Raw genomic sequence first — 21,141 nt, 5'->3', positions numbered from 1 at the left:
TGGCGTCTGGGTCGCGAGCCGGGGAAAGCAGCGTTGTTGCACCCCGCATGACGACGACATCGACCCTCGCCGCGGCGCCGCACACCGGCCGCCGCGCGTGGCCCGCCCTGCTCACCATGTTTCTGGGCAGCTTCACCCTGGTGACCGCCGAGTTCCTGCCGCCGGGGGTGCTGACCGCGCTCGCCGACGATCTGCGAGTGCCGGAAGGGGTGGTCGGCCTCTCCGTCAGCGCGACCGCGCTGACCGCGCTGCTGGCCGCGCTGGGACTCGGCTCGCTGTTTCCGAAGGTCGACCGGCGGACGCTGCTGCTGGTGCTGACCGTCGGGGCCGCGGTGTCGAACGTGCTGGTCGCGGTAGCGCCGAATATCGCGACGCTGCTGCTCGCACGGCTGCTGCTCGGCGTCGCGGTGGGCGGGTACTGGTCGATGGCGCTGGTGATCGCCGCGCAACTGGTGCCCGCCGAGCGGCTCGGCCGGGCGATGATGATCGTGAACGCCGGCACCACCGTCGCCACGGTGGCCGGGGTGCCGCTGGGCGTGCTGCTGAGCACGTACGCGGGGTGGCGGACGGTGTTCGTGGTCGCGGCCGGGCTCACCGTGCTCGCGGCGGTCGCGGTGCGGCTGATGCTGCCGCCGATCGCGCCGAGCAAGGGCATCGGCTTCGCGGCGATGGGCGCGGCGTTGCGGGCGCCGGGCGTCGCGCTAGGACTGGTGAGTGTGGTCGCGGTCATCGGCGGGCATTTCGCCGGCTTCACCTACATCCGCCCCGCGTTGACCGAGCTGATGGACGCGGGACCGACGGCCGTTCCGGTGCTGCTGGCACTGTTCGGGATCGGCGGCCTGATCGGCAATTTCGTGCTCGGATCGCTCGCCGACCGCAGACTCGAAGTGCTGCTGGTGGCGGTGCCGACGGCCATCGGGCTGTCGCTGCTGGCGATCATCGGATCCGCTGCCGTTCCGGTGCTCGGCTATGTGGCCGTGGTGGTGTGGGGCGGCGCGTTCGGCGGCATCCTCAACCTCGTGCAGGTGTGGGTTTCGCGGGTGCTGCCCGACCGGATCGAGGCGGGCAGCGGACTGGTGGTCGGCGGGTTCCAGCTCGCGATCATTCTGGGTTCGGCGGTCGGCGGACGCGGCGTGGACGGCATCGGTTTGGCCGCGACCTACGGGTTCGCGGCAGGCGCCGCGATCCTCGGCGGTGTTCTGGTGCGGGTATCACTGGCGAGGTCGCGCGGCTGACGCCACCGGTGTCACCGCCACTCACCCACGGGCCGCACGTCGCCATTCGGTCGGTGTGCGGCCCGTGTGCCTGCGGAACGCGCGACCGAACGCGGTCTCGGATCGATAGCCCAGCCGCCGCGCCACCGCACCGACCGAGGCGTCACGCTCGGCCAGGAACAGCTGTGCCCGCTCGACCCGCAGTGCGGTCAGATAGCGGCCCGGGGTGAGCCCGGTCGCCGCCTGGAACCGCGCGGCGAAGCCGGATCGCGACGCCAGCGCGACCCGGGCCAGCGCCTCGACCGTCCACTCCCGGCCGGGGTCGGCGTGCATCGCCGCCACCGCCCGCGCCACGCCGGGCTCGTTCACCCGCAACAGCCACCGCTTGGGCGCGCATCCGCGGGCATGCCAGGACTCGATCGCCATCGAGCCGATCAAGGTGGCGACCCTGTCGCCCTGCACCCCGAACGGGTCGGGGCAGTCCCGCACCAGGTGCTCCAGCATCGTCGCGGCCAACGGTGCGTGCCGGACGAATTCGGTGAGCAGTACCCGCCGCGGCAGCGCGTCCATCGCGTTGCCCGACCCGACCGGATCCAGCCGCACCCGCAGCACAGCGCTTTCGGCGAGGCCGGTGAGGGCGAGGCGGTTCGGGCGGGGGACGAACAGGAAATCGCCACTCGCCAGATCCTCGGCCTCGCCGTCGTGATCAACGGAGGCCGGGCAGTGGACCCGGACCAGGCCGTCGGTCACCACCAGGGCGGTCGGCCCGCCGGCGAGGTGCTCCCAGCCGCCCGCGGCGAGCGCAAATTCGTCCCGGCCTGCGAAGCGCCATTGCAGACCGGCGAGCACATTGTCGAGACCGCTCGCACCAGATTCGATCAGCGTCACCGTGCACATCCTCCGGGTGGATCTCCGACGGATTCACGGTACCAAGGCAGCTCGGAGCCGGTGCGGCGGTGGATCGGGCGGCGCTACGCCTGCGGACGTAGCCGTGATCGGGTCGCGCGGCCGATGTCCGCGCGGCTTCCCGCGAGCAGGCTGAATCCATGAACATCTTCGACAGCGCGACGACGCTCACCGTCCTGGCCGACCACTACGACGGCGGCTGGCATCCCTGGCCGTTCTTCTGGATCTTCCCCCTGCTGTTCTGGGTCACCGTGCTCGCGGTGCTGTTCCTCGCCCGCAGGCGCTGCGCGGGTCGCGGCGGCGGGGTCGCCGCCCTGCGGGACGGTTTCGCCCGCGGCGAGATCAGCGAGGCCGAGTACCGCACCCGCCTCGCCGTACTGACCGAACCCCGCGCGAAGAAGTAGGAGCGGGCCATGCGATTCGGCATCATCCTGACCCCGAGCTCAGGTGCGGAATGGACGCGGGCGGTCGTCGACGCCGAGCGGCGCGGCTATGCGACCGTGCTGCTCCCGGACACGCTCTACACACCCTCGCCCCTACCGGCGCTGGCCGCGGCCGCCGCCGTGACCCGGCACCTGCGGCTGCGCCCCAATGTCCTCGCCGATCCGCTGCGCACGACCGGCCAGACCGTCCGGGATGTGGCCGCGCTGCAACTGCTGTCGGACGGCCGGTTCGAACTCGGCATCGGCACCGGCCGACCGGACGCCCGGTCCGAGGCCGAAAGGCTCGGCCTGCCATGGGCTTCCGCGGGTGAACGCCGACAGCACCTGATCGACACCGTGTCGGCGGTTCGCGCGCAGGTCGATCCCCCACCACCGGTCGTGATCGCGGCCAACGGCCCGCGCATGCTGGCCACGGCCGCCGCGCACGCCGACCGTGTCCTGCTGGCCGCCGCGCCGGATGCCACCGAGGACGAGCTGGCCCGCATGGTCGGCATGGTCACCGAGCACACCGATCGGCCGATCCGGTTCACCCTGCAGCTCACCGGCATCGGCGATCGCGTCCCGGTCTGGCTGAGTGCCCGGCTGGGCCTCACGGCCGACAAGCTGCGCGCGGCACACGCCGCCGGACTTCTCCCCAGCGATCCCCAGGCCGCTGTGGAAATCCTCGAATCCCGCGGCGCCCGCTACGGTATCGACGAAGTGATCGTCCCCGGTGAACTGGCCGACGCCTTCGCGCCGGTCGTGGCCCTGGCACGTCAGTAGATGGCACTCCAGTACGCCTCGACCACGAAACCGACGATGTAGCGGGGATTCTGGGGATCGTCGGTCACGGTCACCGTCGCCTTGGACAGGTCGATCTTCATCCCGTCGTCGTGGCGGAACTGCTGGCTGTTGGCGGTGTAGGTGAAGAACGGCGCCTCGAACGGCTGAGACCGCAGACCGGGCGCCCAGGCGCGCAACACCCGGGTGGTGTCGGCGCGTTCACAGACCGCGAACTTCTCCTTGGAGTTGCGCAGCGCGCCGATCAGCAGCACCGGACGTTCGCCCTCGAGACAGCGCGCGCCCTGATCCAGCCACCCGCGCGCGTCGGCGGCGGTCGGCAGTACACCGTCCACGATCGGCCCCTTGGTTGTCGTCACTACCGCCGTAGACGTCGGCGGCGCGGCGACCTCCGAATCGGCTGTGCCACAACCCGCCACGGCGACACCGACGACAATCACTCCGGCGCACCGCGCCTTTACCCACCCGAACACGCGGGTAAACATAGCAATTCGGGCGGCGGTGTCGGTGGGCGCTGCTAGCTTCGGCCGCAATCAGTGGGAGGCAGGGAGTTGTTGTGGGAGTGATCATGTCGTTCACCCGGGTGAGCGCGGCGGAGCTGGACCGGCTGACGGCGGCTACGGAATGGCCCGACGATTTTCTCGACGAACTGGCCGCGCCCGCAGGCGGTCCCAGTGGATATCTGGACAAGGCCTGGGCGGGGCTGGACCACCTGCTGGCCCAGGCGCAGATCGCGGTGGATCTGTGCGAGACCGGACGGCCGCTGGCCTCGGAGAACTACTTCGCCTGGAGCCCGGACGACGTGTCCGCCACCGCGAAGACCCTGAGCAGGTACCCGTTCGACGAGCTGGCCCTGTTCTTCGACCCGGCGGCAATGGACGAGGCCGGGGTGTACCCGAACATCTGGGTCCGCGACGGCGATGTCGGTCTGCACTATCTCCGGCACCACTACGACGGCCTGACCCTGGTGTTCCGGTACGCCGCCGAACGGAACTCCGGCTTCCTCCAGCACTTCGGCTGACCGGAGACGAGAAAGCCCGCCCCTGGAAATCCAGGGGCGGGCTTTCTGCGTTCAGCCGGTTACTCGCCGGAGGCGGCGGCTTCGGGCGTGGTGCCCTCGCCCGCGCCGGTCAGGACGACCTCGGGCTTGTCGTCGCCCGTGGGCGCCTTGGTCAGCTTCGCCTTGCCCGCGAAGGTGAACTTGGCGTCCTCGCCCTGGCCCTCGCCGTTCCAGCCCTCCACGTCGACCGTGATGACCTGGCCGGCACCGATCTCGCCGAAGAGGATCTTCTCCGACAGCTGGTCCTCGATCTCGCGCTGGATCGTGCGACGCAGCGGCCGCGCACCGAGGACCGGGTCGAAACCGCGCTTGGCCAGCAGGGCCTTGGCCTGCTCGGTCAGCTCGATGCCCATGTCCTTGTTCTTCAGCTGCTTGGCGACGCGGCCGATCATCAGGTCCACCATCTGCACGATCTGCTCGCTGGTGAGCTGGTGGAAGACGATCACGTCGTCGATGCGGTTGAGGAACTCGGGGCGGAAGTGCTTCTTCAGCTCGTCGTTGACCTTGAGCTTCATCCGCTCGTAGTTCGAACCCTCGGCGTTGGACTGGGTGAAGCCCAGGCCGACGGCCTTGGAGATGTCGGACGTACCGAGGTTCGAGGTGAAGATCAGCACGGTGTTCTTGAAGTCGACCGTACGACCCTGACCGTCGGTGAGACGGCCGTCCTCGAGCACCTGCAGGAGGGTGTTGTAGATCTCCTGGTGCGCCTTTTCGATCTCGTCGAACAGAACCACGGAGAACGGCTTGCGGCGCACCTTCTCGGTGAGCTGGCCGCCCTCTTCGTAGCCCACGTACCCGGGAGGGGCACCGAACAGACGCGAGGCGGTGAAGCGGTCGTGGAACTCGCCCATGTCGATCTGGATGAGCGCGTCGTCGTCGCCGAACAGGAAGTTCGCCAGCGCCTTGGACAGCTCGGTCTTACCGACACCGGACGGACCGGCGAAGATGAACGAGCCCGAGGGGCGCTTCGGATCCTTCAGGCCGGCGCGAGTGCGGCGGATCGCCTTGGAGACGGCCTTGACGGCGTCTTCCTGGCCGATGATCCGCTTGTGCAGCTCGTCCTCCATGCGGAGCAGACGGGTGGTCTCCTCCTCGGTGAGCTTGAAGACGGGGATACCGGTCCAGTTGGCCAGCACCTCCGCGATCTGCTCGTCGTCGACCTCGGCCACGACGTCCAGGTCACCCGAACGCCACTGCTTCTCCCGCTCGGCGCGCTTGGCGACGAGCTGCTTCTCCTTGTCGCGCAGGCGCGCGGCCTTCTCGAAGTCCTGCGCGTCGATGGCGCTTTCCTTCTCGCGGCGGGCGTCGGCGATCTTGTCGTCGAACTCGCGCAGGTCCGGCGGCGCGGTCATCCGGCGGATGCGCATGCGCGCGCCCGCCTCGTCGATGAGGTCGATCGCCTTGTCCGGCAGGAACCGGTCGTTGATGTAGCGGTCGGCCAGCGTCGCGGCGGCGACCAGGGCACCGTCGGTGATGGACACCCGGTGGTGCGCCTCGTAGCGGTCGCGCAGACCCTTGAGGATGTTGATGGTGTGCTCGACGGTCGGCTCGCCGACCTGCACCGGCTGGAAGCGGCGTTCCAGGGCGGCGTCCTTCTCGATGTACTTGCGGTACTCGTCGAGGGTGGTCGCGCCGATGGTCTGCAGTTCGCCACGGGCCAGCTTCGGCTTCAGAATCGAGGCCGCGTCGATGGCGCCCTCGGCGGCACCAGCGCCGACGAGCGTGTGCAGCTCGTCGATGAACAGGATGATGTCGCCGCGGGTGTTGATCTCCTTGAGCACCTTCTTCAGGCGCTCTTCGAAGTCACCGCGGTAGCGGCTGCCCGCGACCAGGGAACCCAGGTCGAGGGTGTAGAGCTGCTTGTCCTTGAGGGTCTCGGGGACCTCGCCGTTGACGATGGCCTGCGCCAGGCCCTCGACGACCGCGGTCTTACCGACACCGGGCTCACCGATCAGCACCGGGTTGTTCTTGGTGCGGCGGCTCAGCACCTGCATGACGCGCTCGATTTCCTTCGAGCGGCCGATGACCGGGTCGAGCTTGCCTTCGAGGGCGGCCTGGGTGAGGTTGCGGCCGAACTGGTCTAGCACCAGCGAAGTGGACGGCGTGCCCGCCTCACCGCGCGAGCCGGAACCCTCGACGGGTTCCTTGCCCTGGTACCCGGACAGCAGCTGGATGACCTGCTGACGGACGCGGTTCAGGTCGGCACCGAGCTTGACCAGAACCTGGGCGGCGACGCCCTCGCCCTCACGGATGAGTCCGAGCAGGATGTGCTCGGTACCGATGTAGTTGTGGCCGAGCTGCAGCGCCTCGCGCAGGCTCAGCTCCAGCACCTTCTTGGCGCGCGGGGTGAAGGGGATGTGACCGGACGGCGCCTGCTGGCCCTGACCGATGATCTCCTCGACCTGGCTGCGCACACCCTCCAGCGAGATGCCAAGGGACTCCAGCGACTTCGCCGCCACGCCCTCGCCCTCGTGGATCAACCCAAGCAGGATGTGCTCGGTGCCGATGTAGTTGTGGTTGAGCATCCGGGCCTCTTCTTGGGCCAGGACAACGACACGCCTCGCGCGGTCGGTGAACCTCTCGAACATCGCTCCCTCACTCTCCTGCTCCGACATTCTGGCAACAGACGCCGCAGTGTGCTCGGTACAACCTAGGGCGTCGGACCGACAACTGTCGCCGTCAGCCTGCCATGAAGCCCGGGGGTTGCGGCCCCCGCCTCCACTCTAGTTGGCAGGGGATTCCGCCGCCGCCGGTCCACCCTATTGATGACCGGCGGCAACATGGTCATTCACTCATAACGCGCACGTCGCGGCATTCGTTTCCCTCCGAGTTTTGCCTACAGCGAAATATGTCGGAGTGATGACGGCGCTAGCCGGTGAACGGCGGCACGAACTCGCACGGAACCGGGGCCTGACGGGCCGGATCCAGCGCGTTGAGGACGTGACCTGCGGCGCGCGGGCTGCCCGCGATGGCCATGTGCTCGGAGTAGTCCTGCGCGCAGCCGTCCTGCACCACGATCGAGGTGGCGTTCGGACCGGGCACGAGGCCCGAGGTATACGGGACGACCAGTTCGTCGATCGAGGAGACGATGTTGGTGTAGGTGACCGACGGGCTGTACACCCCGTCGGCGTTGAGCGCGGTCATGAACTCGTCGCCGGTGAGCATCTGTCCGCAGGCCTGGCACAGCGAGGTCGCGACCGCGTCGAAGGCCGGTCCGGCGCCCAGCGCCCGGCTGTAGGCGGCGATGTCGCCCGCGCCGAGCGCGTTGGTGCCCAGCCAGGGCGGGGCGATGCCGACCAGCTTGTCGACCTTGCCGGCGCCGCCGAGCCGCTTGATGTAGTAGTTGCCGACGATGTTGCCCTGGGAATGGGCGACGAGGTCGACCTTGTCGGCGCCGGTGCTCGCCAGCACCCGGTCGACGAAGGCCGCCACCTCGGCCCCGCTCTGCTCGATCGGACGCATGCCGCCGACCGCCGAGACCGGCCAGGGCAGGCCGTAGGCACCGTAGGTGAGGGCGAACACGCAATAGCCCTCGTTGGCCAGCAGCGGGGCGTACACGCCCCAATTCGTCTGCGCGCCACCGCCGGTGCCGTGCAGCAGGACCACCGGGTTCGGATGCGCCGCGGAGGGGACGCAGCCCGGATCGTTCGCGCCGGGCAGCGCGCCGCCCGGGTTGGCCAGCTCCGGCGCGATGCCGGCGAAGAAGTTGTAGTCGACCGGATAGTCCGCGGCGGCGGCGCCCGAATTCCCCCAGGTCAGCAGCGCGGCGGCGGCCAGTACCAGCAACGATCTCGAACTACGTCGCATGAAACGACTCCTCACTAGAACGTGTTCCGCTCATCATGGAACACGTTCTAGTGAGCCGTGGGCGCTATTGACAGATTGCCATCAGCGCCGGATCGGCGCCGCGGCGTAGCCGCCTGCCAGGGGTGCGGCCATCGGCTGCGAAACCTGCTGTCCGGCAACCACACCGGCGGCGGCGACACTCGACTTGCCCTGCTGCACGCCCGCGGCGAACAGCGCGCCGCACAGCACCAGGAACGCGGCGGTGTGCACGACGGCGCGCAGGATGTTCCAGCGCACCCACGCCGCCTCGAAGTCGGCGCGCACCGCGGCCGTGTCGGCGATCGCCGCCGGGTCGCCCGCCGCGGCCAGTGCGTCGTTGAGCGGCACGTTCATCCCCGCGGTCACGGCGAAGGCGATCACATTGAGGGCCAGGGCGACGCCGATCCAGATCAGCGTGGTGCGGTGCTCCTTGCCCAGGGTCAGGACCGCGGCCAGCGCGGTGAACCCGACCGTGCCCATGAAGCCCAGCATGAACCACGGGTTGATGATCACCACGTTGATCTTCTGCATGACGTCGATCAGCGTGCGGTCCTCGGTCCGGGCCAGCGCGGGCATCACCGAGATCGCGTAGGCGTAGAACACGCCCGCGATCAGTCCGGTGCTGAGCAGCGCCGCGACCAGGGCGGCCATCCGAACTGCGAACATGTGATGTCTCCTGACTCGTCGTCCGGAGCGTCGAATCCCGTGCTCCGGTGTTACGACTCAGTCAACAGTGTCACGCGCGTTCCCGACATGGTTCAGACGCTCACGCACCTGCGCGAGCGTCGCGACCTCACAGATCGTGGTCGGAGATCATCCCGCTCTGCATGGCCAGCGCGGCGAGCCGGGTGCGCTTCTGGTTCTGCGGCAGGTTCTCGACCCCGAACTTCGCGAACAACGCGCGCAGATGGGTCTTGATCGCGTCGATGGACAGGAACAATTCCTCGGCGATCTGCTGATTGGAGGCGGGCGTGGCGAAGCCGGTGCCGTGCTTGTACGGCCTGCACAGCGCGATCAGCACCGCGCGCTGGGTATCGGTGAGCGAGCGCATGGTGGGAATGGAGCCGGAGGCGGTGTGCGTGGCGTCGTCGACCACGCCGCCGAAATCGAAGAAGTGCACCAGCGTGGTGCCCACCCGGATGCGGTCGCCGGGGCTGAGCCTGCGCCGGCCGATCAGCCGCTCGCCGTTGACGAAGGTGCCGTTGCGGGACAGGCCGTCGTCGACGATGGTCCAGTGCGCGCCCAGGTATTCGACGGCGGCATGCAGACGGGAGACCTCGGCGTCCCAGCCGAGGACGAGGTCGGCCTGCACATTGCGGCCGATGGTGAACCGCTGCTGAGCGGGCTCCAGCGCCAACTCGTGCTGCCGCCCGGTCTCATCGGTATACCGCAAAAACGAACTAGCCATTCCGGTCACTGCGCGTTCCCGCCTCTCTGTCCCGCCTCTCCGCGATTCAGGCCGGACTCGTGCGCGTCGACAGAAACGTCGGCGGGCGGCGGTAACAGCGTCGTCCGTTCGCCCGCACCCGGTGAGTTACCCATGTACTCGCCGAATCGAGTCGAACCGTCGGCCCTTGCCGACGTGAAAAACCTTGCGCACGAACATCAGTCTATCGCCCCTGGAGGCCGACGCCGCCTACTCCGACCTGGGTCGACACCAGTAGACGTGAACGGCGGTCCGGGTTACGCGTGCGCGCGCCCCAGGACCGCCGCCGAGCTTCAGGCCTTGCCGACTTCCTTGTTGTACGCCTCGGTGATGTCGGCCGAGATGCGGCCGCGGGCCGAGACCTTGTGGCCCTTGCGACGGGCCCACTCGCGAATGGCGGCGCTCTGCTCGCGGTCCATGGAAACCCGGCTCTTGCCCTGCGGCGCCGGCGCGCCCGCGGCCTTCACCCGGCGACGGCCACTCACGCGACGCGCATTGGCGACCCACTCGTCCAAGCCTTCGCGCAGCCGCGCCGCGTTAGCCTCCGACAGGTCGATCTCGTACGACACGCCATCGATAGCGAACTCGATGGTCTCGTCCGCGATGGACTCACCGTCGACATCGTCGATCAGGCTAACGGTGACCTTCTTTGCCATGAGATGAACGTCCTCTCGAAATCGTCAAGCCTGCCTCCAGGCCGAATACCCGAGGCAAGAATACCTCTAATTACGAAAATTCCAACACGAGGTCTTCGCCCCGCAAATCGACTGGTCAGCGACTACTCGGCCGGACAATCGGGAACAGGATCGTTTCCCGGATTCCCAAACCGGTCAGTGCCATCAACAAGCGGTCGATTCCCATACCTGTTCCGGTGGTCGGCGGCATGCCGTGTTCCATCGCGGCGAGGAAGTCTTCGTCGAGCACCATGGCCTCGTCGTCACCGGCCGCGGCCAGGCGTGCCTGATCGACGAACCGTTCCCGCTGGATCACCGGGTCGACCAACTCCGAATAGCCCGTTGCCAACTCGAACCCGCGAACATACAGGTCCCACTTCTCGGTGACACCGGACTTGCTGCGATGCTGACGGGTCAGCGGCGAGGTCTCCACCGGGAAGTCGCGAACGAAAGTCGGCGCGTACAGCTTGTCGCCATACGCGTGTTCCCACAGTTCTTCGACAAGTTTGCCGTGACCGTAGCCCTTGCCCGCAGGAATTTCCAGACCCACCCGATCGGCAAGCGCGAGCAATTCCTCGACGGTGGTTTCCGGAGTCACCTCGACACCGATCGACTCCGACAGCGACGGATACATCTCGACCGTCGTCCACTCGCCGCCGAGATCATATTCGGTGCCGTCGGCCAGGGTCACCACGAGGGTGCCGAATGCCTCTTGCGCGACTTCCTGGATCAATTCCCGGATCATCGTCGCGGAGTCGTCGTAGGTGCCGTAAGCCTCGTAGGTTTCCAGCATCGCGAACTCGGGCGAATGCGTGGAGTCCGCGCCTTCGTTGCGGAAGTTCCGGTTGATCTCGAAGACCTTCTCCAGGCCGCCGACCACACACCGCTTGAGGAACAGCTCCGGCGCGATACGCAGGAACAACTCCATGTCCAGCGCATTGGAATGGGTCACGAACGGGCGCGCGGCGGCGCCACCGTGGATGGTCTGCAGCATCGGGGTCTCGACCTCGAGGAAGCCACGGCGCTCCAGCGCGGTGCGCAGCGCCCTGACCACGTTCACGCGCGTCCGGGCCATCTCCCTGGCCTCCGGGCGCACGATCAGGTCGACGTAGCGCTGCCGGACCCGCGACTCCTCGTTCATCTCCTTGTGCGCCACCGGCAGGGGCCGCAGCGACTTGGCCGCCATCGACCAGGAATCGGCCATGACGCTCAACTCACCGGTCCGTGAGGAGATGACCTCGCCGTGCACGTACACGAAGTCGCCGAGGTCCACATCGGCCTTCCAGGCCGCCAGCGCGTCGGCGCCGACACCGTTGAGGCTGATCATCGCCTGCAGCTTGGTGCCGTCGCCCTCCTGCAGCGTGGCGAAGCAGAGCTTGCCGGTGTTGCGGACGAAAATGACGCGGCCCGCGATGCCGGCCTGCAGACCGGTCTGGGTGTCGGGTTCCAGATCCGGGTAGGCGGCCCGAATTTCGGCCAGCGTATGGGTGCGCGGCACCACCACCGGATAGGCCTCACCACCCCCCGCGAGCAGCCGCTCCCGCTTGTCCCGGCGAATCCGCATCTGCTCGGGGACATCGCTGTCCACGGCGGAACTGACGGCGCGGCCGGTATCGGCGGGGTTAGGGGTGCTCACATCCGATAACAGTAGCGTGCGCCGGAAATGTATTTGCGGGGAGATCACGAAGAACTCGGCGGTAACCGCGCGCCGCACCGACCATTCCCCACCCGGATGCAATCCACGTCACATTCTCGAAACAAATCGCCAGCACGACGTCCCCCGAACCCCCACGCTCCCAGCCCAACTCGGGCCGCCGGCGACGCCGGGCGGACCGCCGCGAGCGGCTAGAGCGAAGCCAGCGCATTCACCTCACGGGCAAAGTGCGGCGCACTCACCGCGACGGTCAGCAGGCCCGCCGACTTGAGCGCCTGATAGCCGCCGATGAGATCGGTGGCCCGGTGCAAGCCCAACTGCTGCAACGAGGCCGCGGCCAGCGAAGAGGTGTAGCCCTCCGAGCAGAAGATGATCCATTCCACGTCGTGATCGACGGCCAGCGACAAACGCGCCGACGAGGTCGGATCGAGGCGCCATTCCAGCACATTGCGCTCTATCACCAACGCGCCCGGCAGCGATCCCTCCCGCACCCGCTGCGCGGCTGGACGGATGTCCACAAGAATGGCGCCCCTGGCCAATGCCGAGGGTAGGTCGTAGACGTAGAGCCTGCTGAGGTCGGCGCGGGCGTTCTCGAGCATCTGATCAATCGTCAAACGACTCATCACAGGTCACCTTCGGGCTGGTCGGTGAGGACGGTTTTGGTGCGTCGCAAGGTGCCGTGACCGGTCACCTCGTAATAGGACATCGCCGACAACGGCGGGGAATAGGCGTGCACGCTCAGTGTCGGGTCGAGCGGGCCCACGGATTCGGCGGCGGCGGGCGCGCGCACCACGTCGTGCACCCAGCCGATCGGGAACGAAGCCTGATCGCCCGCGGCGAGCGTGCGCCTGCGCAACTCCGAACCATTCCAGCGGAATTCCGAGAGCGCGCCGCTGAGCACGGTGAGCGCGCCGAGCGAACCGGCGTGGTCGTGCAATTCGGTGGATTTACCCGGCGTCCAGCTGATCAGCCAGACATCGACCTCGTCGTCGGCGATCAGACGGGTCGCCCAGCGCTCTTCCGTCGGCCAGATGCCGTCGGCGGGCAGCAGGTGGTCGTAGCGGCCGGCGAGCACGTCTTCGGCGCCCTCGTCGGTCAATCGCAGCAGGTCGGCGGGCCGCAGCCGGGTCGGCAGCGCCGAGGCGACGGCGCGGTCGAGCGGCGGCTTCGCGGAATACGCGTCGCGCGCGGAGGAAAGGGAAAGAACAGAGGAACGCATGAGCGCATCTCCAGGAGGTGTGAATCGGTCGAGGGCATAACGGCAGCCTCGAACGGTCGAGGCGAATCAGCCTCGACAACACTCCTGGGTGCTCACACGAAAGGACACGAGCGTGAGTTTAGCAGCTCACGCCCGTGCCCGGGAAAATGACGTGGGCCACAGTCACTTCTTGTTGCGCTCGTACACGTGGCGCAGGCCGGTGAGCGTGAGATGCGGCTCGTGCTTGTCGATGGTCTCCGACTCCGGCACGATCAGCGGCGCGCCCGCACCGGTGGCGACCACGGTGACATCGGTGCCCGCGAAGGCGTCGAATTCGTCGCGGATGCGGTCGATCAGGCCGTCGACCAGGCCGGCGAAGCCGAACACCGCGCCCGACTGCATGCACTCCATGCTGTTCTTGCCCAGCACCGAACGCGGCCGGGTGAGCTCAACCCGGCGCAGCGCGCTGCGCTCCACCAGCGCCTCGGTGGAGATCTCCACGCCGGGCGCGATCACGCCGCCGAGGAACTCGCCCTTGGCCGAGACCAGGTCGACGCAGATGGCCGTGCCGAAGTCCACCACGATCGCGGGCCCGCCGAAGCGGCGGTACGCGGCCAGGCAGTTGACGATGCGGTCGGCGCCGACCTCCTTCGGATTGTCGACCAGCAGCGGGATCCCGGTCCGCACACCCGGCTCGACCAGCACATGCGGCACGTGCGCCCAGTAGCGCGCCAGCATCGTGCGCAGCTCGCGCAGCACCGGCGGCACCGTCGACAGCGCCGAGACGCCGACCACCTGGTCGAGCTCGGCGCCGACCAGGCCGCGCACCTGCATGGCGAACTCGTCGGCGGTGAGCAGCGGGTTGGTGTGGATACGCCAGTGCCGCACCAGGTTCGCGTGCTCGCCGCTGCCCGAGAACAGGCCGAGCTCGATCCCGGTGTTGCGGACGTCGATGGTCAGCAGCATCGCTGTCCCCCCGCCCCGCTCAGACGAACGACAGCGAACGCGGGGAGGTCAGCCCGGAACCCTCGGGCGCGTGCGCCGGGTCCGAACCGAGCTCGACCGGGCGGTTGCGGTCGTCGACGAAGACCACCTTCGGGTCGTAGTCGCGCAGTTCCTGCTCGTCCATCTGGCCGTAGGCGATGAGGATGACCAGGTCACCGGGGTGGACCAGGTGGGCGGCCGCGCCGTTGATCCCGATCACGCCGGAACCGCGCTCGCCCGCGATCACGTAGGTCTCCAGGCGGGCGCCGTTGTCGATGTCGACGATGCAGACCTGCTCGCCCTCGAGCAGATCGGCCGCGTCGAGCAGGTCCTGGTCGACGGTCACCGAACCGACGTAGTGCAGGTCGGCGTGGGTCACCGTGGCGCGGTGGATCTTCGACTTCATCATGGTGCGCAACATCGTCGTCGGCCTTTCTCAGAGCGCCTGCGAAGCAGGCAGGGAGTTCGCGTCGGGGTGCCCGTCGAGCTGGGCGCCGAGCACAATCGGGGCATTGTCGATCAGGCGGGTGTCGCCGACCTTGGCGGCGACCAGCAGCCGGGCGTTGCCCGCGGTGGGCGCGGGGCCCAGGTTGCTGTCGCGCAGTTCGAGGTAGTCGACGTCGACGCCGTCGACCGAGTCGAGCACCGCGCGCGCGGCCCGCACGACCGCGTCGGGACCGAGCCCGGCGGCGTGCCGACCCGCGGCCAGCGCGGCCGACAGGGCCAGCGCCGATTCCCGCTGCGCGGCGTCGAGGTAGCGGTTGCGCGAGGACAGCGCCAGGCCGTCGGGCTCGCGCACGGTCGGGTAGGCCACGATCTTCGCGTCCATGTTCAGGTCGCGGACCATCTGCCGGATCAGCGTGAGCTGCTGGTAGTCCTTCTCGCCGAAGTACGCCTCGGAGGCGTGCGCGATATTGAGCAGCTTCGCGACCACGGTCAGCATGCCGGCGAAATGCGTCGGCCTGCTGCCGCCCTCGAGCTCGGCGCCGAGCGGCCCCGGCAGCACCGTGGTGCGCGGGCCATCGGGGTACATGTCGGAGGCGGTCGGCGCGAAGACCAGGTCGACGCCCTCCTGCCGGAGCAGTTCCAGGTCGGCGTCGAGGGTGCGCGGGTACGCGTCGAGGTCCTCGTTCGGGCCGAACTGCAGCGGGTTGACGAAGATCGAGACCACCACGACCTGGTTGGTCAGCTTGGCCTGCCGGACCAGCTGCAGATGGCCTTCGTGCAGCGCGCCCATGGTCGGCACGAAACCGATCGTGCGCCCGGCGCCGCGCAGCGCCTTGGTCACCGTCTCGAGCACCTCGGGGTTGTGGTGCACGGTCAGCGCGCCCGGCTTGAACGCGCCGGTGGCCCGGGCCCCGCCCTGGTGGTGGTGCACTTCCCTGGTTTCCATCAGTGGCCTTCCTTGGCGAGCAGCTCCAGCAGGGCCGGATTGGTCTGGGCGAGTTCGGCGGTGCGCAGCGACATGGCGCGATAGGCGGCGGCCAGGCGCTCGTCCACCGACTCGAGGGCGGCGAGGTGCGCCGCCACCGCGTCGACGTCGCCGCGCGCCACCGGGCCGGTGAGCGCGGACTTGCCCCGGCGCAGCGCGTTGTCGAGGGCGGCCGAGACCAGCGGGGCGAGCAGCCGCTCGGGCAGGCCGTTGGGCTGCTCGTCGACCACCGGCTGACCGAGCAGGCCGGGGCCCGCCATGGCGGTCCGCAGCGCCGCGACGGCGTCGACGATGACGGTGATCAGGTGATTGGCGCCGTGCGCGAGGGCCGCGTGGTACAGCGTGCGCTGCTCCTCCGGTACCCGGACCGGTTCGCCACCCATCTCGATCACCAGCGCCTGACCGATCGCGTAGCCGACCTCGTCGGCGGCGGTGATCCCGAAACAGGCGTTCGCCAGCCGGTCGATGTCCTCGTCGTGGCCGGTGAAGGTCATCGCCGGGTGGATGGCCAGGCCCAGCGCGCCCTGCTCGGTGAGCGGGGCCAGCACGGCGACGCCGTTCGCGCCGGAGGTGTGCGCCACGATGGTGCCCGGCCGCACGACCCCGGCAGCCGCCAGGCCGCGGACCAGCCCGGCCAGCTCGGCGTCGGGGACGGCGAGCAGCAGCAGTTCACTGCGCGCGGCGATCTCCTCGACCGGCATGACCCGGGATTCGGGCAGCCGGGTACGCGCCCGGTGCACCGAGGCATCGGAGATCGCGGCGACACCGAACACCACATGACCGGCTCGCTCGAGCGCGACTCCGAGAGCCGAACCCACCCGTCCCGCCGAGACGATTCCCACCGTCAGTCGTGCGGGCGCAGGGTCGACACCCACGTTCGCGCCATCGGAATTGACACTTCTCGAGGTCAACGTTGTCCTCTCGATTGCGTTCCAGTCCCGCAGAGCGGGTACCAGACGTACGCGTCGAGAATATCGGGAGGCGTTCACGCCACGCCACGCCCCCGGCCCGTGATCTTTGTCTCCGGGCGGGGGCGCCGCTCGGCGTCATGCGCGCGACGTGCGGATTTCCAGCGCGCAAGCGGTGATCGGCTACGAGCGGGAGCTGGATTCCGACTGGAGGTTGGCCATGATGTCGGCGACCGACAGGCGCGGGGCGCCCTCTTCTTCGGCGCGGCGGCGGCGACGGGAGCTGGTGCCGACCGTGGGGCCGGTGGGCTTCGTGGGCTCGGGTTTGGGGGTGGTGCCGGTCGGCTCGGGGGCCGTGTCGGCGGTACCGGTGGGCTCGGCGGTGGGCGATGTGGGGGTCTCGGCGGGCGTTGCTTGGGTTGCCGCGCCCTGCGCCGAGGTTGCGGCGGCCGATTCCTGGGTCGCGGCATCCGATGCCGAGGTGGGCGCATCCGACGCCGAAGGTGCGGTGCCCGGTGTCGCGGTGCCCGAAGGCGAGGTCGCTGTGTCCGCGGGCGAGGTCGCGGTGCTTGACGTCGAATTTGCGGCCGAGGTCGCGGTCGTCGGTGCCGGGTTCGCGGCAGCCGATGTCGACGGCGCGGCGCCTGCGGAGGTCGGTGTGGCGGCCTGGGTGCCGCGTGCCGGTGCGGGCGCTGTCGTGTCGGCCGGGGTCGCGGTGGGGTTGACGGCCGGGCCGAGTGGGGCGCCGGTGTCGTCGAGCTTCTTGGTGTGCGGGGCCGACAGGCGCGGGGGCGGGGTCTTGCCGTTCGACGGGGTCGGTGCGGCCTGGGCCGTCTGCGCGGCCGGAGCCTGCTGCGTCGCCGCGGCGGGGTGCGGAGCCGGGGTCGGGTGCGGGTCGAACTGCTGGGTCTCGGCGTAGTCGTCGAGCTGGATCGCGGAGGTCTCCGCGGTGACCGGATCGTCGTAGGGGTCGGCGAAGTTGGCCGAAACCGGCTGCATGAACACGGGTTTCAGCGCGCTGGGCGGTTGCTGCCACGGGCCGAACCAGGCCGCGTTGGCATCCACCTGGCTATCGGAATAATCGTGATCCGCGTCGTCGAAAGCGTCGAAATCGCCCGCGGGCAGGGCGTCGATGCGGACCGCGTCGGCCTGCAGGGCGGGCTGTTCCTCGGGTAGCGCGCCGTCGAACAGGACCTGCAGGTTCTGCCGGAGCTGCGCCAGCTCGGCGCGCAGGGCCGCGATCTCGGAGGCGTCGGCGCCGACTTCGGCGCGCACCCGGGCCTCCACCCCCATCTCGTATTCGCGGCGCGCGTTGATCTCCCGCTCGAGCTGCAACTCGTACACCGTCTGCAAATCGCGCACCTTGGCCTTGTCGACCGCGGCGTCCTTGCGGTATCTGGTGGCCGCGAGCGCGCCGATGACCGCCGCCCACAGGGCCGCTACCAGGCCGACCCGAACGTATTGCACGTTCTCGCTGAAGATCAGGAAAACACTCGCGGTCAGGCCGAGCAGGATGAGGACGCCGATGAAGAGCTTTCCCGCGTCGTCCCGTCGTCGACGGGGCGGAGTGCTACGGGAGGGTGAAACCATGTGGGCCAGGGTAGCCGGAAACTGCTGGTCGTCCCACCGAACCACCCGGTGATTCCATTCGCGAATTGCTAGGTGGTAGCCGGTTCGTCCGGTGGTTCCTCCGGGGCCCGGCAGCAATACTCCAGCCACAAAGCCGCAGCAACCAGGGCGGAACCGGCGCACATGCCGACCACCGCGCCCGGGGAATCCGCGGCGGCCGCGGTGACGGTGCCGCGCTGTGGGAAGACCCACAGTAAGAAGCCCAGCCACACGCCCGCCGCGATCGAGCCGACCTGCAGTGAGGCCTTCGCCAGCGCGACCGCGCGCGCGACATTGATCGGATGCAGTTCCTCGGGCCCGTCCCCGATCTTCTCGTCGGCGATCTTGGCCTTGATCACGAACCCCAGCGCCACCTCGATCGCGGCGACCGGCAGCAGGGAGGCGCCGGCGGCCACCGAGATGGACGGGAAGGTCGAGTACGCGAACCGGGTGGCGACCCAGGCGATCGCCGCGGCGACCACCACGTTCAGCGCGAGGTCGAGCACCCGCGTCGGCTTCAGCACCGGCCCGCGCTCTCGTCGCCCAGGACCAGCTCGGTCCGCACCACCCCGGCCCGCTCGGCGGGGTCGAGACCGGCGAGCAGCTCGGCGATCGGCGTCTCGGCGCCGTCGACCCAGAGCCGCGCGCCCGGTTCCACATCCAGCCACGGCACCAGCACGAACGCCCGGTTGTGCGCCTGCGGATGCGGCAGCAGCAGTGCGGGATCGGTGTCGCGGCGAATGGTCGCGCCGGTGGCGTCGGTACAGGAGACGATGTCGACGTCGAGGGTGCGCGCACCCCACCTGACCTCACGCACCCGGCCGGACGCCTGTTCGAGGTCCTGACCGAAGCGCAGCCAGGCGTAGTCGTCGAAGGCCGGATCCTCGGCCACGACAACGGCGTTGAGGAAGTCGTCCTGCTCGACACCGCCCCACGGCGCGGTCGTGTAGACCGGCGAGACCGCGACCACCCGCGGTCCGAGCGCGTCGACGACACCGCGCAGCCGGGCGAGCCGGTCGCCCAGATTCGAGCCGATCGACAGGACGGCGCGAGTCATCGCCGCGGCCCCGGCTCGACCGTGCGGTAGCGCGTGGCCACCACGCGCACGTCGGCGAAGGTGTGCGGGATCGGCGCCGACGGCTTGTGGACCACGACCTCCACCGCGTCGATGCGCGGGTCGGTCATGACGTCGTCGGCGATCTCGGACACCACGGTCTCGATGAGATCGCGCGGCGGACCGGCGACGATGCGCACCGCACGGTCGGCGAGCGCGCCGTAGTCGACGGTGTCGGCCAGGTCGTCGGAGGCCGCCGCCGCGGCGAAGTCGACCCAGACCGTGAGGTCGACGACGAACTCCTGCCCGTCGCGGCGCTCGAAGTCGAACACGCCGTGCCTGCCGAAGACCTTCAGGCCGCGCAGCTCGATCCGCGAGGTCGCGGGCCGGTCGGCGGGCGGAGGCAGCAGCGGTGAGCTCATCGGGTGACTCCTCGGGCGGCAGTGGCGCGGCGCCACGCGTCGACGACGGCGATCGCGTCCAGCGAAGCGCGCACATCGTGCACGCGCACACCCCACGCGCCGTGTGTCGCGGCCAGCGCGGACACCGTGGCGGTGGCGGTTTCCCTGCCGTCCGGCGGACGCGGGCCGGAGTCGTCGGCCAGCAGCGCGCCGAGGAAACGTTTACGGGAGGCGCCGATGAGGATCGGCAGGCCGTCGGCCACGAATTCCGGCAGCGCGGCGAGCAGTTCCCAGTTGTGTTCGGCGTTCTTGGCGAAGCCGAGGCCGGGGTCCAGGATCAGCCGGTCCGGCGCGACACCGGCGGCGACGGCCAGTTCGACCTGCGCGGCGAGTTCGGCGCGCACCTCGGCGACCACGTCGTCGTAGTGGTCGGCGGGGCCGGTGTGGCGGTAGTCGGCACCCGCCCGCCAGTGCATGAGAATCCACGGCACGCCGGATTCGGCGACCACCTTCACCATGTTCGGGTCGGCGCGCCCGCCGGAGACGTCGTTGACCACCGACACACCGGCCGCCAGCGCGGCCTCGGCGACCTCGGCGCGCATGGTGTCGACACTGGTCGGCACGCCGGCGGCGACCAACCCCCGGATCACCGGCGCGACCCGCGCGGCCTCGGTGGCCGGGTCCACCCGGTCGGCGCCGGGCCTGGTCGACTCACCGCCCACGTCGACGATGTCGGCGCCCGCCTCGTACAGCGCCACCCCGTGCGCGACCGCGAGGCCGGGATCGAGGTAGCGACCGCCGTCGGAGAACGAATCGGCGGTCACGTTGACCACGCCCATGACCACACACGAGCGGCCGCCCCGCGCGGTCACGAGGGGCTCGCTCATTTGCGCAGGATCAGGTCCAGCGCCTCGGCTCGCGAGGCGGCGTTGGTCTGCAACAGGCCGCGCACCGCCGAGGTGGTGGTGCTCGCGCCGGGCTTGCGGATACCGCGCATGGCCATGCACAGGTGCTCGGCCTCGATCACCACGATCGCGCCGCGCGGGTCCAGCCTGCGCATCACGGCGTCGGCGATCTGGCTGGTCAGCCGCTCCTGCACCTGCGGGCGCTTGGCGTACAGGTCGACCACGCGGGCCAGCTTGGACAGACCGGTGACCCGGCCGTGCGTGCCCGGGATGTAGCCCACGTGCGCGACACCGTGGAAGGACACCAGGTGATGCTCACAGGTGGAGAACATCGGGATGTCGCGGACCAGCACGAGTTCCTGGTGGCCCTCGTCGAAGGTCGTCGCGAGCACCTCATCGGGCTCGGTGTAGAGCCCGGCGAACATCTCCCGGTAGGCGCGCGCCACCCGGGCGGGGGTGTCGAGCAGGCCGGGCCGGTCCGGGTCCTCGCCGACCGCGATCAGCAGTTCCCGGACCGCGGCCTCGGCCCGATCCTGGTCGAATCGACGGCCGGTCGCCAGCGCCGTCAGGTCCTGCGGGCTCGTCGCACCGAGCTCACCGTCGGCGATCGAGCCGTTCCCCGCCGGCTCGGCGACCTTCTTGTTGGCCGTCACTTCTGCGCACCTCCAC

24 protein-coding genes are annotated in these 21,141 nt (G+C 69.4%); 4 read left to right on the top strand and 20 right to left on the bottom strand.

The features are described 5' to 3' along the window. Positions 1 to 47: 47 nt before the first annotated feature. Positions 48 to 1,235, top strand: coding sequence for an MFS transporter (locus EL493_RS05785; RefSeq protein WP_019044660.1), 1,188 nt, complete (start codon positions 48 to 50; stop codon positions 1,233 to 1,235). A 21-nt stretch (positions 1,236 to 1,256) separates the two neighbouring features. On the opposite strand, the gene EL493_RS05780 is transcribed toward EL493_RS05785, so the two are convergent. Continuing rightward, positions 1,257 to 2,111, bottom strand: a complete 855-nt coding sequence (locus tag EL493_RS05780) for a helix-turn-helix domain-containing protein (protein ID WP_019044659.1) — start codon at positions 2,109 to 2,111, stop codon at positions 1,257 to 1,259. 149 nt (positions 2,112 to 2,260) lie between these two features. Between EL493_RS05780 and EL493_RS05775 the strand changes: the two genes are divergently transcribed. After that, on the top strand, positions 2,261 to 2,524 hold the full coding sequence (locus EL493_RS05775) for an SHOCT domain-containing protein (protein ID WP_019044658.1): 264 nt from the start codon (positions 2,261 to 2,263) through the stop codon (positions 2,522 to 2,524). A gap of 9 nt (positions 2,525 to 2,533) precedes the next feature. Continuing rightward, positions 2,534 to 3,325 carry an LLM class flavin-dependent oxidoreductase gene (locus tag EL493_RS05770; protein WP_019044657.1) on the top strand — a complete coding sequence of 264 codons (792 nt, stop codon included), beginning with the start codon at positions 2,534 to 2,536 and terminating at the stop codon, positions 3,323 to 3,325. On the opposite strand, the gene EL493_RS05765 is transcribed toward EL493_RS05770, so the two are convergent. Beyond that, the gene (locus EL493_RS05765; protein ID WP_022566449.1) at positions 3,319 to 3,678 is read right to left on the bottom strand and encodes a hypothetical protein; all 360 of its coding nucleotides are present in this window, start codon (positions 3,676 to 3,678) and stop codon (positions 3,319 to 3,321) included. The two genes, EL493_RS05770 and EL493_RS05765, sit on opposite strands and share 7 nt — an antisense overlap. A gap of 233 nt (positions 3,679 to 3,911) precedes the next feature. Here EL493_RS05765 and EL493_RS05760 point away from each other — a divergent pair, with 233 nt between their 5' ends. Further along, entirely contained in the window at positions 3,912 to 4,364 is a 453-nt protein-coding gene (locus tag EL493_RS05760; protein WP_126405586.1) for a YfbM family protein, read from the top strand. 59 nt (positions 4,365 to 4,423) lie between these two features. Here EL493_RS05760 and EL493_RS05755 read toward each other — a convergent pair whose 3' ends face one another. The 18 genes from EL493_RS05755 to folE all read right to left on the bottom strand — a co-directional run bounded on the left by EL493_RS05755 (position 4,424) and on the right by folE (position 21,125). Then, positions 4,424 to 6,991: an ATP-dependent Clp protease ATP-binding subunit gene (locus EL493_RS05755; RefSeq protein WP_019044654.1), complete on the bottom strand. Its 2,568-nt coding sequence runs from the start codon at positions 6,989 to 6,991 to the stop codon at positions 4,424 to 4,426. 280 nt (positions 6,992 to 7,271) lie between these two features. Continuing rightward, positions 7,272 to 8,210, bottom strand: coding sequence for an esterase/lipase family protein (locus EL493_RS05750; protein ID WP_030204171.1), 939 nt, complete (start codon positions 8,208 to 8,210; stop codon positions 7,272 to 7,274). 81 nt (positions 8,211 to 8,291) lie between these two features. Beyond that, the gene (locus EL493_RS05745; RefSeq protein WP_019044652.1) at positions 8,292 to 8,894 is read right to left on the bottom strand and encodes an anthrone oxygenase family protein; all 603 of its coding nucleotides are present in this window, start codon (positions 8,892 to 8,894) and stop codon (positions 8,292 to 8,294) included. A gap of 127 nt (positions 8,895 to 9,021) precedes the next feature. Then, positions 9,022 to 9,636: an FHA domain-containing protein gene (locus EL493_RS05740; protein ID WP_030204170.1), complete on the bottom strand. Its 615-nt coding sequence runs from the start codon at positions 9,634 to 9,636 to the stop codon at positions 9,022 to 9,024. A 311-nt stretch (positions 9,637 to 9,947) separates the two neighbouring features. Next, positions 9,948 to 10,310, bottom strand: a complete 363-nt coding sequence (locus tag EL493_RS05735) for a histone-like nucleoid-structuring protein Lsr2 (protein WP_019044650.1) — start codon at positions 10,308 to 10,310, stop codon at positions 9,948 to 9,950. A gap of 115 nt (positions 10,311 to 10,425) precedes the next feature. Beyond that, positions 10,426 to 11,892: a lysine--tRNA ligase gene (gene lysS, locus EL493_RS05730; protein ID WP_051719624.1), complete on the bottom strand. Its 1,467-nt coding sequence runs from the start codon at positions 11,890 to 11,892 to the stop codon at positions 10,426 to 10,428. Between the two features lie 281 nt (positions 11,893 to 12,173). Continuing rightward, positions 12,174 to 12,605 (bottom strand): rhodanese-like domain-containing protein, encoded by a 432-nt coding sequence (locus EL493_RS05725; protein WP_022566454.1) that lies wholly within the window; start codon positions 12,603 to 12,605, stop codon positions 12,174 to 12,176. Beyond that, entirely contained in the window at positions 12,605 to 13,201 is a 597-nt protein-coding gene (locus tag EL493_RS05720; protein WP_019044647.1) for a cysteine dioxygenase, read from the bottom strand. The genes EL493_RS05725 and EL493_RS05720 overlap by 1 nt, the downstream gene beginning before the upstream one ends. 162 nt (positions 13,202 to 13,363) lie before the next feature. Then, complete coding sequence (locus tag EL493_RS05715; RefSeq protein WP_019044646.1) at positions 13,364 to 14,146, bottom strand: type III pantothenate kinase; 783 nt, start codon at positions 14,144 to 14,146, stop codon at positions 13,364 to 13,366. A gap of 19 nt (positions 14,147 to 14,165) precedes the next feature. Beyond that, positions 14,166 to 14,585, bottom strand: a complete 420-nt coding sequence (panD, locus tag EL493_RS05710; RefSeq protein ID WP_019044645.1) for an aspartate 1-decarboxylase — start codon at positions 14,583 to 14,585, stop codon at positions 14,166 to 14,168. A 15-nt stretch (positions 14,586 to 14,600) separates the two neighbouring features. Continuing rightward, on the bottom strand, positions 14,601 to 15,557 hold the full coding sequence (panC, locus tag EL493_RS05705) for a pantoate--beta-alanine ligase (RefSeq protein WP_019044644.1): 957 nt from the start codon (positions 15,555 to 15,557) through the stop codon (positions 14,601 to 14,603). Then, positions 15,557 to 16,471 carry a Rossmann-like and DUF2520 domain-containing protein gene (locus EL493_RS05700; protein WP_030204164.1) on the bottom strand — a complete coding sequence of 305 codons (915 nt, stop codon included), beginning with the start codon at positions 16,469 to 16,471 and terminating at the stop codon, positions 15,557 to 15,559. Before EL493_RS05700 ends, panC begins: the two co-directional genes overlap by 1 nt. Positions 16,472 to 16,687: 216 nt before the next feature. Further along, a complete protein-coding gene (locus EL493_RS32095; protein WP_019044642.1) occupies positions 16,688 to 18,094 on the bottom strand; it encodes a DUF6779 domain-containing protein in 1,407 nt (468 codons plus the stop codon). 68 nt (positions 18,095 to 18,162) lie between these two features. Continuing rightward, the gene (locus EL493_RS05695) at positions 18,163 to 18,636 is read right to left on the bottom strand and encodes a DUF3180 domain-containing protein (protein WP_019044641.1); all 474 of its coding nucleotides are present in this window, start codon (positions 18,634 to 18,636) and stop codon (positions 18,163 to 18,165) included. Continuing rightward, the gene (gene folK, locus EL493_RS05690; RefSeq protein WP_019044640.1) at positions 18,630 to 19,169 is read right to left on the bottom strand and encodes a 2-amino-4-hydroxy-6-hydroxymethyldihydropteridine diphosphokinase; all 540 of its coding nucleotides are present in this window, start codon (positions 19,167 to 19,169) and stop codon (positions 18,630 to 18,632) included. Before folK ends, EL493_RS05695 begins: the two co-directional genes overlap by 7 nt. Beyond that, positions 19,166 to 19,588 (bottom strand): dihydroneopterin aldolase, encoded by a 423-nt coding sequence (gene folB / locus EL493_RS05685; RefSeq protein WP_019044639.1) that lies wholly within the window; start codon positions 19,586 to 19,588, stop codon positions 19,166 to 19,168. Before folB ends, folK begins: the two co-directional genes overlap by 4 nt. Further along, positions 19,585 to 20,454 carry a dihydropteroate synthase gene (gene folP / locus EL493_RS05680; RefSeq protein ID WP_019044638.1) on the bottom strand — a complete coding sequence of 290 codons (870 nt, stop codon included), beginning with the start codon at positions 20,452 to 20,454 and terminating at the stop codon, positions 19,585 to 19,587. Before folP ends, folB begins: the two co-directional genes overlap by 4 nt. Then, the gene (gene folE, locus EL493_RS05675; protein WP_019044637.1) at positions 20,451 to 21,125 is read right to left on the bottom strand and encodes a GTP cyclohydrolase I FolE; all 675 of its coding nucleotides are present in this window, start codon (positions 21,123 to 21,125) and stop codon (positions 20,451 to 20,453) included. The genes folP and folE overlap by 4 nt, the downstream gene beginning before the upstream one ends. Between the last annotated feature and the right edge of the window lie 16 nt (positions 21,126 to 21,141).

The organism is Nocardia asteroides (genome assembly GCF_900637185.1).
GTDB classification, from domain to species: Bacteria; Actinomycetota; Actinomycetes; order Mycobacteriales; family Mycobacteriaceae; genus Nocardia; species Nocardia asteroides.
This window is presented reverse-complemented; position numbering and strand designations above follow the sequence as displayed.